The sequence below is a fragment of the Leptospira sp. GIMC2001 genome (assembly GCF_028462125.1).
In the GTDB taxonomy this organism is placed as follows: Bacteria; Spirochaetota; Leptospiria; order Leptospirales; family Leptospiraceae.
In genome coordinates this window covers 3,704,921-3,719,145 of record NZ_CP115468.1, presented here as the reverse complement: position 1 = coordinate 3,719,145, position 14,225 = coordinate 3,704,921, and the positions used below count along the sequence as shown (strand labels likewise).

Below are 14,225 nucleotides of genomic sequence, written 5' to 3'. Positions count from 1 at the left end.
CTATGAATCAGGCCGCTTTTTTTAAAACTTTTATCAAACGTGAGTTGTTTAGTCGAAAGACCTATTCATTACAAGTTATTTTGTCGGTGGCAATTGGAGTTGGGGCAGTTGCAGGTATTCAATCATATAAATCATCCCTGACTCAGCTTATTAGTTCGGAAGCAAGAAATATGATGGGTTCTGATATAGTGCTTCAGACTCCAGAGAAATTTCGTGATTTTCAATTCAAACTAATGGATCGAACACTTCCACCAGGCTCTAAGAAAGCAGAAGTCGTTCAATTTCTTTCCATGCTTCAAAATCCAGCAAATGAAGAAGTATCACTGTCTTTGATTCGTGCTATGGAAGAGTCTTATCCTTTTTATGGAGGAATTGAGACTTCACCTCCCGATAGTTATAAAACTTTAGATTCAGCTGGAATCATATTGGAAGATAATTTAGCAAAAAACCTTGGACTATCAATTGGAGATAAGATTCGATTGGGAGACAAATTCTTTCGCCTTCATGCCATTCTAACTAAAGAACCTGGAAGCGTTGGTGGATTCACTGGAATGGCTCCAACTTCAATCGTTCGACGAGCTTCCTTAATTGGATCAGGTCTTGAGGAACGGGGAAGTCGGATTCGATATATGGAGTATATCAAGCTTCCAGCTAACACTGATAGTTCGGTATTCAAAGACAAATACTTCGACGAATACAATGAAGCAGATCTAACCATATTGCATAATACGGAAGTCAATTCTGGATCTCAGTTATTCATTACCAATACTCTTGATTTCTTAAGTCTATTAGGTCTATCTTCCTTCTTTCTTGGTGCCATAGCAATATTTATATCTACAAGAACAAGAGTTTTGGATTCGCAGAAACAGATTTCTATTCTAAAATGCCTTGGACTCGAATCAAGGTATGTACGAATGTTAGTTGTCGGCGAGACAGTAGCTCTTTCTCTGATTGGTTCAATTGCAGGACTTGCACTTGGATATTGGATTCAATCTAGTTTACCCAATATTCTTTCAAGCAATGATATTCCAAATTTAGGAACTGGCCTCACAAATATCGCTCTACTAGAATCAATCGGTCTTGGTTTATTGGTTCCGATTTTTGTCTCAGTCCATTCTCTGATTAAGGCAGGCAATGTAAGTCCGATCAATGCTTTAAAGAATCCCGAAGGAATCTCTCTAGATGATACACCGGCATCACAGGGATTTGGAAAGTATGAATATGTTATGCTTGCTGTAATTTTTGTAATATTTTTCCTGATAGCATGGTTGGACACTGGAAATATATTGAAGGGTTTGGTGCTCTGTTCAATATTTTTTGTCTTACCTCTTCTTATCTGGTTGGTGTATCTAATTGTTCGATACATGATCTCTGTCTTTGTTAAAAAAGTTCCCGTAGCACGTGTAAGCTCTCTTGTTTTTAAAAAATTCATCCGCCAATACGGGTTGGTTTCATTATCCATCATTGGACTTGGAGCTGCTATTTTTGTTCTGTTATTGTCATTGATTCTGCGAGAGAGCTTATTGCAGTTAGGTGGCGGAAGGCAAATTATCAAAAGACCGAATGTTTTCGTTCTAGACATTCGATCTGAACAGAAATTAGCTTTTGATGAGACTGTGCAGAAATTTCAACCTAAAGAATATCGTTTAGTTCCAGTAATTGGTGCAAGATTATCCAAAATCAATGGTGAGAAAATTGATAAATCTTCTATAGAAAAAGACGCTCGCAAAAGAGATTGGAGGGCAACTGCTCGAACCAGAGAGTATATGTTGTCCTATCGTGATGACCTCTATGAAACGGAATCTGTAACTTCTGGTGAATTCTGGAATTCCAATTCCAAAAATGAAATCTCTGTCGAAAAAGATTTCTCGAAGTATCTAGGTGCAGGTATCGGAGATGAGCTAGAGTTCTCGGTGCAAGGATTCCCAGTTAAAGGTAAGATCACAAATTTAAGATCAGTAAATTGGTCAGATATGAAACCAAACTTTGTAGTTTTGTTTTCTGGAGGAGATCTAGAGGCTGCACCTCGGTATTACCTCTCATCATTCTTTATAGAATCTCCAGAAGATCGATTCGCACTGCAAAAGGTTATTGTGAAAGATTATCCAAACATAACTTTTATCGATACAGAAAAGGCAGTAAAAAGTTTTGAAGGAATCATTGTTAAAGTATCAGGAATTATCAATATAATGTCATCGCTTTTGATTTTTGCCTCGGTCTTATTACTAGTATCTGTTTTGTATTCTTCTGCAAGAGAACGGCTAAGAGAGTTAGTTCTATATCGAGTCGTTGGTGCGGAGAAAATTTTTGTTCGAAAGTTGATTTTCCAAGAAGCACTGCTGCTATCCTTCTTTGCCTTTTTTTCAAGTCTTGCATTGTCATTGATTGCTGATTTTGTATTGAATCGATTTGTCCTGGAATTGGAATCCGTTTATCCGGTTTTGGAAATTGGTCTGGTCGGTATCTTTGTATTTGTTGGTGTAATTCTTGCTTACTATCTGACTTCAAGAAGACTATTCAGCATTCCAGTGAAGCAATTGATGAAGTCAACTAGTTGATCGGGATTTTAATAGATTTCTATTCTGAAATTGTCGAAAAATGAATTGAAAGAAATCCAGAAAACTAGAACGGATTAAAATAAATTTGTATTTATTATTGGTAGATCTTCAATTCTTCTTTTCATGAATTGGTATTGTAAACCAAAACCGAGTACCTTTTCCTTCGGTGGATTTGATTTCTAAATTTCCACCCAATTGCTTGATAAATTCTCTGCAAAGGGCTAAATCCAGTGATATCAAAGTTTGGTTATTGTCTGGATGATTGTAGGATCTATATGTAAAATTTTTGCTTTGGATGTCCAGGCCATGTCCTGTGTCAGTGATAGTAAAATGGAATCGACCAATATCGGATGATTCCAGATTTCCTATATCAGTGTTTCTTCGAATCGATAGTTCAACTTTACCCTTGTTAGTTGATTTTATTCCCATATCTATTAGTATTTTCAATGCCTGACACAACTTTGTGACATCTCCTTCCAATAGAAAATGCATTGGAAAAGTAGATTCAATTTTGAACTCAATGGATTTTTTCTTTGCCATCGGTATGAAGTGATTGTAGAGATCCTCAACCACTTGATTGATTGTGAAGGTTGTTAAATGCTTTTGGTTGCTACCCGATTCAAGATTCGATAAGGATAAAATGGAATTGATCATTTCGAGTAATAAATTGGAGTTATTTTGAATCGCTTCTAAGAAGGGAGCTGTGTTTTTGGGTAATTCAGAATTATCCATTAATATTTTATTACTGTTCAGAATAGCGTTGAGAGGTGTTCTGAAATCTTGAGTAAAGTTAGAAAAGAAATTTTTTCGGGCTAGATTCGATGACTCGATACCGGAAAGCGCTAGTTGCAATTTGATATTTTTATTTTCAATTTCTTTAGTATATTCGCGGAGAAGCTGTTCATTCCTTTTCCTCTCAGTAATATCCTCAATGATTCCAACTATGTACCGATTGTTATTTTCATCTAAATAAAGTTTCTTTTTGGTAATAATATTTTTTTCAATTCCGTTTTCATCAACGTATCTCTCTTCGTGAGTAAGATCGATTCCGAAATTTAACATCTGTATGTCTCTTTTTCTATACAATTCTGCATATTCACTTGGAACCGCTTCTAAATCAGTTTTACCAATGAAGTCCTCTTTCGTCTTATTTACAAGATTCACAAAAGCGTTATTAACTAATATATATGTCAGATTCTCGTCTTTAATAAATATTGGCTCAAGGATAGAATCAAATATCTTATTCAAAAAAATAAATTCTGATCTATCATCTGTTTTGATCTTAGTTCTAAACAAAGTAAGCTTTTTGTTACTTCGGTCATTGTGATAATTAATGTTAACTATCATAACAACGAGAGCGAGTAAGGAGAAAGTCAGCATAATACTGAACATGTAATCTTTGAGTTCATCTGGAAGTTGTGAGTCTCCAAAATAAGAATATTCAACCCATTCAAGAAATATTATTTCCGCAACGAGTATTGTGAATAGAATTGCAATCGTAAGTCTTTCGGAACTTGCAAAAATTACAAATATACCTACACAAATCGGGAAATAAATAAAGTAAATTCCTGATTCTTTCCCAAGTAAATTGGACATAATCAGCATTACAAAAAGGTTAGCTAAGAATAAACTGGTTCGTGAAAGAAGAAACCAACCTTTTGAATTGAATAGAATGACAAATGGAAAAAATAAAGATAAAATTCCGACTGTGATAGCTAAATTTTCAGCACCATAAAACCAATAGATTCCACTAAAACTCAAACAGGAAACGAGTGAAAACAGAGACAATTGATTGGTAATTGTAATTCGATAGTACAATCCTGGATCATTGACTTCGCGAACGCTGCTAGGTATTCCATATTTAGTAATTAAATTATTGATAAAATTGAAAAGAAAGTTCATGATCCTGTTTTTCAACATTTATCAGTAATTGAGAAATTGTGGAAGTTAAAAAAAAAGATTTTCAATTATTTCAAAGTCGATCGTATCAGTGGATCTTTTGCACTTGAACTCCAATTTGGAAAGTAAGTATGACTTGATAGATTGTTATTAAAAATGAAATCTATGCGATTCCTGGCATATATCTCTAACGTATAAAAAATAACTAAAATATTCTGGAAGGAATGATAAGTAATAAGGTAGATAAATTCAGCAGGATTAGATGGGCTTGTGTAATTTGAACGGTTTTCTATGCATTCTTTGAATCAAAATTTTCTAGTAAGAGAAAAGGCCCGGACTTAAATCCAGGCCTCACTCAGACTAAAAAAGAGACGCGATTGGTAATTAAGGAGTCACCGAAATTACTTCGTCCCTGTTTACAAGATTTACGATATGCTTGTATTCGGGAGAATCTTTTCCGTATTTCAACTCAGTAGCTCTGAGAAGATGAACGTTTTTCTTATAGCGGTATTTCAACATTTGATCTTCTGATCCACCGCCATATTTCTTGATCATATTTTCTTCAAATGCATAAGCACTCGCAAGATATTTATGAGCAGGATACTCTTTTTCGTTATCATCGATCTCAATATAAAGCTCTAAGATTGGGATAGTCTGTGGAAGGTTTTGTAGGTCATACTCAACCATGATCCAGTTTCTATATACATCAGAGAGAAGTCTCTTGAATTCAGGTCTTTCTCTAAGATCTGGGTTATTGATTTCGTCCAAGTGGTTGATCGATCTTGTGAAGTAATTCAAAGCCATTTGCTTTGATGAGTTCTTCTCTCTAGAGAGTACTCTTTCTTCACGAGCTTTACGATCGACTTTTTGCCAATACCATTTCTCATCTAGACGCTTCTTTTCTGCTTCTTCTTTGCGATATTGTTCCACCCACTCTCTGTTCTTCAATAGAACGTTAACACCAGATTGGTAGTTAGATAGAGCGAGACGAAATTTATTGTTCGCGAAAGCTTTGGACAATTGGTGAAGCTCTTGAAATGTCTTATGGTAAGCTTTGAAATCAGGGTTCTTCCAAATAGCTTCCTGCTCTTGGATGATGTTCCTTCTTTCTTTCTGCTCTTCAGTCAGATCGGCGTCTTCATCTTCGGGAACAAGTTCCCCTTTCAGAAGTTCGTCAGCTTGTGGTTCGTCCTGGCCTTGGCCTGGTTGTGGTGCTGGAGCTGCTTGAGCGTAGATAGCTACATTCAATGACAGTGCTAGCATGAGGATGAGGAGTTGTTTCATGATCTTCATATCCTTTGACCCTTTCGTTCTCTTTCGATAGTCTTTTAAAGAGAGGGAATCCGTTCCCTGTTCTTCATTTAATACATCGGAAAACCGTCTGTCAATAATAACCATAAGACAGATATTTTTTTGCTATTCTTCTTAAGAAATTTCCGAAAATAACAGTTTCATGGGACATAATTAAATAAAAAGCAACCTAGTTCAATGGTTTTGTTGACAAAGGCATATAATCCATCAGTGTTTCCTTTAATAATGAATCTCTCCGAAGTATTTCCTTTCAAGCATGGTATTCCAGATTGCCCATATTGCGGTGGGGCTGGAATTGTTTTGGATGAAAATATTCGAGGATCAAGATCTGGTGCTTTAGGAATATGTCATTGCGTAGCTTCTGATTGTAACACTTGTCCCTCTGCTGGACAACCGCCTTACTTAGTATATGACGAAGAACAAGATATGCAAATTCCTTGCTTATGTCAAGGCGCAAGATTTGAGCTTTTAAAATTAGAATCGTTGGTCGCAAAAGCGGGCATTCCTCCGCGATATAGATTTCAATTTTTGCAAAGTGTTGATTTGGGTGATAAGCTGAATGATCCTGAGCTTTCATTTCTTATTGCGCATGACTGGGCAAGTGAGCTCGTGCATAAATGGAAAGATCCCAATTTTATACCAAAAGGTTTCTATCTATGGGGTGGAACGGGAAGTGGCAAAACATTACTTGCATGCGTTATTCTAAATGAATTGATTTTTCGTTTCGGTGTGAAATGTAAATATGCAAAAGTAAATAAAGATTTTCTCAATGCAATTCGCAATACATACCAAAAAGACAGTGATACCCATGGTCAAGAAGGGTATATCGAAAAAGAATTTGCCAATGTTGATGTTCTTATCATTGATGATTTCGGTGTTCAGAAAGATTCAGATTTCAACAATTTGAAGTTATACGATCTTATCGATACAAGATATGAGAATGATAAATTGACCTTACTGACATCCAATCATCCTTTGATGGATTGGAAAGAGAAAGGTGACGGAAGAATATACAGCAGACTCTGTGAGATGACAAAAGAAATTCAATTGAAATGTCCTGATTATAGGCTCAAAGGTGTTCACTCTTAGTCACCAATTTGATTTAGGAGAGAAAGATTGAAATCATTCCTCTCATTAGGAACCAATCTTGGCAATCGAGAAGAATATTTAGAATTAGCTAGAAATTATTTACACAATCCTCCAATAACCAAATTGGTTCATTCTTCGCAGATAATCAATACACCTGCCATGGATTTTCTAGATCAGCCTGATTTTCTCAATCAGGTTTTGGAAATTGAAACTGAATTGGCTCCTTTAGATCTACTCGACTTCACTCAATCCATTGAACAAAAAATAGGTCGTGTCAAAAGATTTGATAAAGGTCCAAGAGAAATAGACATTGACATCTTGTTATACGAAGGAATTGAAAGAATGGTTAATGACAGATTAATCCTGCCACATCATTCTATTGAATCGAGGCCTTTTATCGGGGAATTACTAGAAAGTATTTATTAACTATAACTCATATCATCTATTAGTGATCTGAGTTGAGGCATAATATTTCGGTTTCGATCGAAGGAACGAACGAACGGATGATACGTAAGTCTGCGTTTAAGGTGAGGGATATGAACAAGAAGGAATAACAAGCCAGGGGCTTAAGCCCATGGCATTTCACGATCTCCTATAAATCAAGAAACACAAAATACTCCAACAGTAAAAACAATGCAAGATTTTTAGCGATATGGTAATTCTGTTATCTAGCCAATCTGGTTAAGAAAACATAAAATTCAAGAAGCTTGAAGCTTATAAACGCAATCGTAAAGCGGAGGATTGATCTCTTTATCAACGAGATATATAATTCTAGTTGAGTCTACAGTTTTCTCAAGATCAAAATTTGCTTTTCTACGATCTACTTTGATCTGTGTTCTATCAAAATCCACAATTTTGTATTTATTATCTTTTTTAATAATAGGTTTGATCGTTCCAATTCTTTGAAGCAATGGACGAGTTTGGTATCTCGCAACGGAGACCACTTTACAAATATCAAAGTGAACACTTCGTTCAGAATCCATCGAAGCAGTAATGACAAAATCATTTGCATTAATTATGGAAATATTATTCGTTAGACTCGAACCAACATAATCAATTAAATGCCGAATGTTCCTATTGCTATAAGAAAAGAAAGATTCATTCAAAATTAATTTCAGTGCTTTCTCGGGTGCGAGTGCTTGCCTCCAAGATTGCTCCGAAGTTAGCGAAGAAAATTCACTTGCAAGAGAAAGAATCGCAACATCTTCCTCCATATTCGTTGAAGTAACATCATTTGCAATCAACCCAATTTGATTTTGAATATCCGTAACTATCCTTTCTTTATTCGTTTCTTTAGAATATTTGTCTCTAATAGCCATTAGTCGATTGAATATAACTCTTTGGTCTGGATAGTTATTATTAACTCCGATACCGCGATATGGCCTATGATGATTCAAAATCATAGTTCGAACATAAGTTGAGACTTCTGGTGCAGTAAGCGACATCAAGTAGCTTATGATTGGATGTTGTTGAATAGTTGCATAATCTTCCGCACTCAGTTTTGGATTTTCTTTTAAGTTCATCCGTGTGTAACCAATATCAAGAAGATAACTCGCCATCATAAGATTGAGGTGATCTTTTTTGTCTTGATTCTGATCCGCATTTTGAATTACTTTTCTATTTCTGACTTTCATACCCATTGCAACAATGGTACGTTTTGTCATCATTTCAGATTCCAGAGAAACTCCAGCCTTACCCATTATCTCAACTACATTTATAATTCCTGTTTCGTATTCTGGATTCTTTATGAAATCTGTTAATAGCTCATTAATTGAATTGTGAATGAAGACAGCGTGATTTGATGAAAGTGAAGATTTTCTCAAATCATCGATAAGCGCGTTAGTTCTTTTCGCAAACGCGATCGTTTTCTGCTGATCAATTAATTTGGATCTAATCTGAGTTTTATCAACAGATTCTTCTCCAAACGACATAAGTCTTTTTAGATCGTCTTTTAAAAAGAAAATGCCTTGAAAGGCAAATTTAAGTAAACGTCCAAAATCATCCGAATTGGCATTATCTTGTTTGTGAATTAATACCTGACCTTCTTTGTTGTAAAAATCCACTGGAATGACAGCAGCTTTGCGGAAGCCGTCAATTATTTCCTGAGTGAACTCGAATTTCATCAGTCGATCTTTGGATACAATTTTCGAAGTTAACATGGATGTTTCTCCCAATGTCTATATAATTTATTTCCTGTAAATGAAAAAACATATTATAGATCTTTAAAATTCATTAAAAATACATTAATTCAGAATGCTTCAAAAAAATGACATTTTTAACACGTATTAAGTTCTAAAAGTATAGCTTGTTAATTTAATGGGATAAAAAAATGATTTTTAGGGCTATCAAAATGGATAGTTTTGTCATTTTTCAGAAAAATAAGATAATTGAACCATTAAATTTTAAGAACTCTAGAATTTAACCCTCCGATTTTGGGAATTTTGAAAGACAATTTATTTTTTAAATATAAGAATTGGTTAAAATGAAAAGCCATGTGCTTATAGAAAATGTAAGTGCGCCGGAAATTAGAATCTCTCTAAATTTTGAATATGAACAAAATCCTAGAAAAATTGACAATTAAGGTTTTGTTTTACGTAACAGAATGATTAAATTTTAGCATTCTCTCTGCTAAACTGATTGAGATTGAGAGGATGGTAGCCACAGCTGAATTGCCCGTCAAAATCACTTTCGACCAGGCTCGAAAATCATGCATATTTGGACAAAACATGAATTTGAATTAGATCATCTATTTTAAGCAAAAAAAGAAAAATTCAAATTCTTCAAAAATTGAGTTTGAAATTTCTTTACAAAATTAGATTGTTAGTATATATAATAAATAGAATATACTGATGCTATGAAGTATTTGATCCTACTTAATATCATATTTTTGCATATTTGGAATTGTATTCCATCCGATCTGGAATATCCTTGTGATCTTGAAAATCCATCTTTTCTTGATACTCTGATTGCAAAATCTATCATTGGTGAAACTTCTCCCCATTGTGGAGTTCAGATACCTAAGCCAACGACAGAATCGGTTCCCGAGGAAGCATTTGTCTGCAGCATCCAAGATTCCTTTGACACAATACAGCCAGGTAGTGTTCAGACATTTTTCGATGAATTGAATGCGCGAGCAAGTCTCGGATCTTCTGGGACTCCAACAGCGGACACAACATCCATAGTGGGTCTTTTTGTTGGAGCAGCTTGGGCCGGTGGAGTTCTTGCGCCCAATGGTAAGATTTATGGAATTCCGTTTGAATCAAACAGCGTCTTGATTATAGATCCAACTAATAATACAGCAGATACCTCTTCGATCACAGGACTTACTGGTACGTTTAAGTGGATCGGAGGAGTTCTCGCTCCTAATGGTAAGATATATGGAATTCCTTTCAATTCTGGTATTGTATTGATCATTGATCCAGAAACAAATACGGCAGATACAGCATCCATAACCGGTTTAACAGGTTTTTCAAAGTGGGCAGGGGGAGTTCTCGCACCGAATGGGAAGATTTACGGAATTCCTCAGAATAGTGATGACGTACTTATAATAGATCCAACGAATAATACCGCTGATCGAGCATCAATTACAGGTCTTGGAGTAGGAGGAACTAAGTGGAGGAGCGGAGTTCTTGCACCAAATGGGAAGATTTATGCCATGCCTTATGATTCGAATAGTGTATTGATCATAGATCCCGAATCCAACACAGCAGATACAGCTTCAATAACCGATCTTGGAGTAGGAGGAACTAAGTGGGGAGGAGCAGTGCTTGCACCCAATGGTAAGATATATGGAATGCCGTTTGGAGCAGATCATGTGTTGATTGTAGATCCTGCTAACAATACTACCGATACGACTTCTATCTCTGGATTAGGTGCTGGTCAAAAATGGTCTGGTGGAGGTCTGGCTCCGAATGGAAAAATCTATTCGATTCCTACTAGCAGTCAATCTGTACTTATTGTTGATCCAGAATCCAACACAGCAGATACAACTAGCATTTCGGGTTTGGTTGGAGGCACAAAGTGGCAAGGTGCAGTCCTTGCACCGAATGGTAAGTTCTATGGAATTTCGGATAACGCAAGTAATGCGATAATAGTAGATCCAAAATCCAATAGCAGTTTCTGCAAATCTACCGTTGAATCTAGTTATATTAATAAATTTTAAAAAAAGCCCCCCGTCGCCGGGGGGAGTTAGGTGTTGGTCGTCCGTATCCTTAGGTTGGAAACTAATAAGATACCATCAATCTTCTGATATGAAGGGAAAGCCCCGGATGACCTCTCGGAAGGCTCCTTCATCTTTTGCTTTAATTAAATAAATCCAATTCTTATTCGACCAGGCATACACTCTGGTTCCATCCTTCAATGTTCCGCGTCCAATCCAATTATTGTTGAATTTTCCTGAGGCTTTCGTTTTGAAATCACCTTTGAAATAATTCTCTAAAATTTTCGATTCAAAAAACTGATCAAGTATCGCTGTGTCTTTTGTTTCGATGGATTGAATCTCTGCATAATCTCCATACTTCGCACGATGACCGAAAATTTTCTTATCATCGTTGTCAGGCAAAAATTCAAACTTCGGATCAATTCCTCCAATAGAACTGGGATAGATGGCTCCGATTTTTACACCCTCATCCGGTGGTGGAAAATCAGTATTGAAATCAGTTTTCTGACAATTGGCTAATATCAATCCAATACTTAGGAGATTCAGCCAAGTCCTTATCATTGTCAAAATATTATCATTCTCAGATCAATAAAACAATAGGGGGATTTACCCTATATATATTTACTTTATCAAAAAATTTCCTTCACTTAGAATCAACATATACAAAATGGTATATTATGATTGAAACCAGACCCGCGAAAAGAGGGGATGTCGAACGAATTTTTTCGCTCATTCAAGAGCTCGCAGATTTTGAAAGATTGTCTCATGAATTCAAAGGAAATGTAAAGGATTTAGAGGAACATCTCTTTGGTACTAAGCCATATCTACAAGCAATCGTTGCAGAACTCAAATCTGAAGTTGTCGGATACGCATTATTTTTTTACAACTACTCTACATTTCTAACAAAACCTGGGATCTATCTTGAGGATCTATATGTCCTCCCCCATCATAGAAAAAAAGGAATTGGAAAATCTCTTCTATCTGCTGTGGCTCAGCGTGGGAAAGAAATAGGTGCTGGGCGATTTGAATGGTCTGTATTGGACTGGAATGAACCTGCAATAAGATTCTATAAATCGATGGGCGCTAAGATCTTACCTGATTGGCGAATTTGCCGATTGAGTGGTGATGATCTAGATAACTTCTGGACTTGATGGATTATAAAGATTCAGATAATCGATCAGATCGAATTAACACTGAGTTATCGTTATTGAATTTTATTAGTTGCGACTATAAAAAATGATAGAAATTAATTATTGAATGCCTTAGTCTACCTGGGAGGTAGCTTATGGCTTCGGACAAATTGCACTCAAAAAAGATTCTCAATCAGTTGCTCATAATGAATGAGTTACCTCTTTATTTACTTAGTTTTCCTTATTTTATTAATTTTGCTATTGTCGCAAGTGAACTGGAAGGAATGCGATTATTTACTATCGGAGCATGGGGAACTCTAGCATCTGCAATTCCACTTGCTATAGGAACCTATATTAGGCATAGAAAATTGAATCCTATTCTTAAATTTCTGAATGAAAAAGATTCTTACGATTACAAATCAATAAAGAAACAGCTACTAAACCATCCATCATGGGAAGGAAGATTAATTCTGCTTCGATGGAATTTTGCGATTTTAGTTTTTGTAACAATTGCAATACCTGCATTCGATTTGAGCTTCAAGGAATTCCTTCCGTTAATTTATGGATGTTTTATGCTTTCTCCAATTCTCTACCTATCTTTTTACTATCAGACTGAAATTCAATTAATACCTGTTCTGAATAGGAAAGAACTTGCTAATACTATATTTAATATATCTGATATTAAATTATTCTCACATGCTAAGAGAAATCTCTATACTCAGATTGCAGTAAGCCTACTTCCAATTATGACATTAGGATATTATTTAGTCGCTTTTTACCAGAAATTAATTCAACTTCCTAATCTCGCGATTCAGTTGCCCTTAATCCTAGCTATGATGGCTCTGATAATTGCTTACACATCTTACGTTGGTAGCAATTCTCTAAATAAGGATATTGAGAATATCAATCAATCAATCCATGAAATTGGCCAAGGGAATCTCGGAGTAAAAGTTCCCAATATTTCCACAACGAATCTAAATCTAACGAATCAAAATTTAAATAAATTCATAGAAAAATTAGGAAATTTTTTCAAATTAGTTCATATTGAATCCTCTAAATTAAAAGAACATTCTTTAACGCTCGGACATGATAATGAATTGTTCGTCAAAGAGATACAGATAGAAAAAGATAGCTTAATCAATATTGAAGAATCAATAAATTCTATCAATAGACTATCTAGTTCGATTCTTGATAGAGTGAATATTCAGTCTGAGAAAACTTCTTATCTGAACACTTCTTTGAATTCGATAACATCAAATATGGATGATTTATCTAAAGAGGCTGATCGATTAGTTGATTCAACTTCAGCATCATATGACTTTTCACTGGAAGGACAGAATATTGTAAACCATGCACTTGCAAAGGTAACTGAACTTGCTAAAAGTAATGAGAATATTCGGATGACTGTCTCAATAGTTGAAGAGATATCCGATCAGATAAATCTTCTCTCACTCAATGCTTCTATTGAAGCTGCCCGCGCTGGTGAATATGGCCGAGGTTTCGCTGTCGTTGCTGGCGAAGTTTCTCGTTTGGCGGATAAAACACGGGAGAACATTGATAGCATAAAACAAGTAGTAAAAGATTCTCAGCGAGCATCAAAGGAAAGTTTGGATGCAATGAAGCAAATACAAGAAACAATGTTGAGTTCCATGAATGATCTAAAAAATATCTCTGAGGATATTCAGAAAATTGCAAAAGGTAGTACTAAGAGTTCAATCAATGTCCAAGATTTAAAAATTACAGTTGAGGAATTGAGTTCAAACGCCAATATTATTTCTTCAAATATTGTGGATCAATGGAAAATGTCAGAAGAAATCAATTCCTCACTTTCTGATATTACAGAAATCAATTCCAAGATCGATGAATCTTTTAAGAAAATGCAAAATCTATCAAAAGATATCAATGGAATCACAGAAAGCTTGGATTCGAATCTAAGAACTTTCCAAGCCTAGAATAAGAAATTTCAATCGATATTGATCAAAATAACGAATATTATTCAGTTATAGCAGATTTTATACTTGTATTATCTGCTATATTGGAATTATTATCCATTAAGACAGTATTTTGTTCGAATTTAGA

Annotated in this window: 10 protein-coding genes; 6 read left to right on the top strand and 4 right to left on the bottom strand. The window is 35.4% G+C overall.

Annotated elements, in window-relative coordinates:
* Window positions 1-2 precede the first annotated feature (2 nt).
* Entirely contained in the window at window positions 3-2,558 is a 2,556-nt protein-coding gene (locus O4O04_RS18465; protein ID WP_272533335.1) for an ABC transporter permease, read from the top strand.
* A gap of 108 nt (window positions 2,559-2,666) precedes the next feature.
* Here the strand turns inward: O4O04_RS18465 and O4O04_RS18460 are convergent, their stop codons facing one another.
* Together O4O04_RS18460 and fcpA are read right to left on the bottom strand one after the other, a co-directional pair.
* Window positions 2,667-4,460, bottom strand: coding sequence for a sensor histidine kinase (locus tag O4O04_RS18460; RefSeq protein WP_272533334.1), 1,794 nt, complete (start codon window positions 4,458-4,460; stop codon window positions 2,667-2,669).
* 381 nt (window positions 4,461-4,841) lie between these two features.
* Window positions 4,842-5,750 (bottom strand): flagellar coiling protein FcpA, encoded by a 909-nt coding sequence (fcpA, locus tag O4O04_RS18455; RefSeq protein ID WP_272533332.1) that lies wholly within the window; start codon window positions 5,748-5,750, stop codon window positions 4,842-4,844.
* A gap of 243 nt (window positions 5,751-5,993) precedes the next feature.
* Here fcpA and O4O04_RS18450 point away from each other — a divergent pair, with 243 nt between their 5' ends.
* Window positions 5,994-6,857 (top strand): ATP-binding protein, encoded by an 864-nt coding sequence (locus O4O04_RS18450; RefSeq protein WP_272533330.1) that lies wholly within the window; start codon window positions 5,994-5,996, stop codon window positions 6,855-6,857.
* A 27-nt stretch (window positions 6,858-6,884) separates the two neighbouring features.
* A complete protein-coding gene (gene folK / locus O4O04_RS18445) occupies window positions 6,885-7,283 on the top strand; it encodes a 2-amino-4-hydroxy-6-hydroxymethyldihydropteridine diphosphokinase (protein ID WP_272533329.1) in 399 nt (132 codons plus the stop codon).
* Window positions 7,284-7,555: 272 nt separating this feature from the next.
* On the opposite strand, the gene O4O04_RS18440 is transcribed toward folK, so the two are convergent.
* A complete protein-coding gene (locus O4O04_RS18440) occupies window positions 7,556-9,016 on the bottom strand; it encodes an HD domain-containing phosphohydrolase (protein ID WP_272533328.1) in 1,461 nt (486 codons plus the stop codon).
* A gap of 695 nt (window positions 9,017-9,711) precedes the next feature.
* Between O4O04_RS18440 and O4O04_RS18435 the strand changes: the two genes are divergently transcribed.
* Window positions 9,712-11,019 (top strand): NHL repeat-containing protein, encoded by a 1,308-nt coding sequence (locus O4O04_RS18435; RefSeq protein ID WP_272533327.1) that lies wholly within the window; start codon window positions 9,712-9,714, stop codon window positions 11,017-11,019.
* A gap of 75 nt (window positions 11,020-11,094) precedes the next feature.
* On the opposite strand, the gene O4O04_RS18430 is transcribed toward O4O04_RS18435, so the two are convergent.
* Entirely contained in the window at window positions 11,095-11,577 is a 483-nt protein-coding gene (locus O4O04_RS18430; protein ID WP_272533326.1) for a hypothetical protein, read from the bottom strand.
* A gap of 116 nt (window positions 11,578-11,693) precedes the next feature.
* On the opposite strand from O4O04_RS18430, the gene O4O04_RS18425 reads away from it, so the two are divergent.
* Both O4O04_RS18425 and O4O04_RS18420 read left to right on the top strand, forming a co-directional pair.
* Window positions 11,694-12,167: a GNAT family N-acetyltransferase gene (locus tag O4O04_RS18425; protein WP_272533324.1), complete on the top strand. Its 474-nt coding sequence runs from the start codon at window positions 11,694-11,696 to the stop codon at window positions 12,165-12,167.
* A gap of 134 nt (window positions 12,168-12,301) precedes the next feature.
* On the top strand, window positions 12,302-14,098 hold the full coding sequence (locus O4O04_RS18420) for a methyl-accepting chemotaxis protein (RefSeq protein ID WP_272533323.1): 1,797 nt from the start codon (window positions 12,302-12,304) through the stop codon (window positions 14,096-14,098).
* Window positions 14,099-14,225 lie beyond the last annotated feature (127 nt).

Bases quoted from the DNA above. Each gene is read 5' to 3' on its own strand.
- O4O04_RS18420 (WP_272533323.1), top strand. From the start codon at position 12,302: ATGGCTTCGGACAAATTGCACTCAAAAAAGATTCTCAATCAGTTGCTC.
- O4O04_RS18430 (WP_272533326.1), bottom strand. From the start codon at position 11,577: ATGATAAGGACTTGGCTGAATCTCCTAAGTATTGGATTGATATTAGCC.
- O4O04_RS18450 (WP_272533330.1), top strand. From the start codon at position 5,994: ATGAATCTCTCCGAAGTATTTCCTTTCAAGCATGGTATTCCAGATTGC.
- O4O04_RS18440 (WP_272533328.1), bottom strand. From the start codon at position 9,016: ATGTTAACTTCGAAAATTGTATCCAAAGATCGACTGATGAAATTCGAG.
- fcpA (WP_272533332.1), bottom strand. From the start codon at position 5,750: ATGAAGATCATGAAACAACTCCTCATCCTCATGCTAGCACTGTCATTG.
- O4O04_RS18465 (WP_272533335.1), top strand. From the start codon at position 3: ATGAATCAGGCCGCTTTTTTTAAAACTTTTATCAAACGTGAGTTGTTT.
- O4O04_RS18425 (WP_272533324.1), top strand. From the start codon at position 11,694: ATGATTGAAACCAGACCCGCGAAAAGAGGGGATGTCGAACGAATTTTT.
- O4O04_RS18435 (WP_272533327.1), top strand. From the start codon at position 9,712: ATGAAGTATTTGATCCTACTTAATATCATATTTTTGCATATTTGGAAT.
- O4O04_RS18460 (WP_272533334.1), bottom strand. From the start codon at position 4,460: ATGAACTTTCTTTTCAATTTTATCAATAATTTAATTACTAAATATGGA.